Origin of the sequence: Bradyrhizobium sp. BRP20 (assembly GCF_020194215.1) — a bacterium.
GTDB lineage: Bacteria > Pseudomonadota > Alphaproteobacteria > Rhizobiales > Xanthobacteraceae > Bradyrhizobium > Bradyrhizobium yuanmingense.
Genome location: NZ_JADYVY010000124.1, coordinates 1 through 396, shown reverse-complemented (window position 1 = coordinate 396; position 396 = coordinate 1). Strand labels below are relative to the sequence as shown.

2 pseudogenes are annotated in these 396 nt (G+C 58.3%); one reads left to right on the top strand and one right to left on the bottom strand.

The features are described 5' to 3' along the window. Positions 1-6 precede the first annotated feature (6 nt). A pseudogene (locus I6F33_RS38100) lies at positions 7-216 on the top strand (EAL domain-containing protein); the annotation flags it as partial. Between the two features lie 54 nt (positions 217-270). Here I6F33_RS38100 and I6F33_RS38095 read toward each other — a convergent pair. Further along, positions 271-396 (bottom strand): annotated as a pseudogene (locus tag I6F33_RS38095) (IS701 family transposase); the annotation flags it as partial.

The window sequence follows — 396 nt, the reverse complement described above, 5'->3', positions numbered from 1 at the left end:
GATCAGCTGTTTCGCCGCGCGTGTCTTGATGCCACTGCGTGGCCAAAGACGTTTTCGCTTGCCTTCAACATTTCGCCTGTTCAGTTGCGGGATTCCGCGCTTGGAGAGCGCATTATATCGCTCCTAGAGCAGACCGGCTTTAGTCCGCGCCACCTGGAGATTGAAATTACAGAGAGCGCGTTCGTGGAAAGAAACGGGGCTGCGAAGACCGTGATTGACGAACTTCGTCAAGCCGGCGTCCGTATTGCGCTCGATGATTTCGGGACAGGCGATGGCCCAGCGATGGCCTTCCACCGACACCAGCTTCTGCATGGACGTGCCTTTGGGGCACCATGTGGAGAAGAAGGCCAAGCTGCCGTCGGCGATGTTGCGGCGGATCAGAAGACCCCGCGTCCA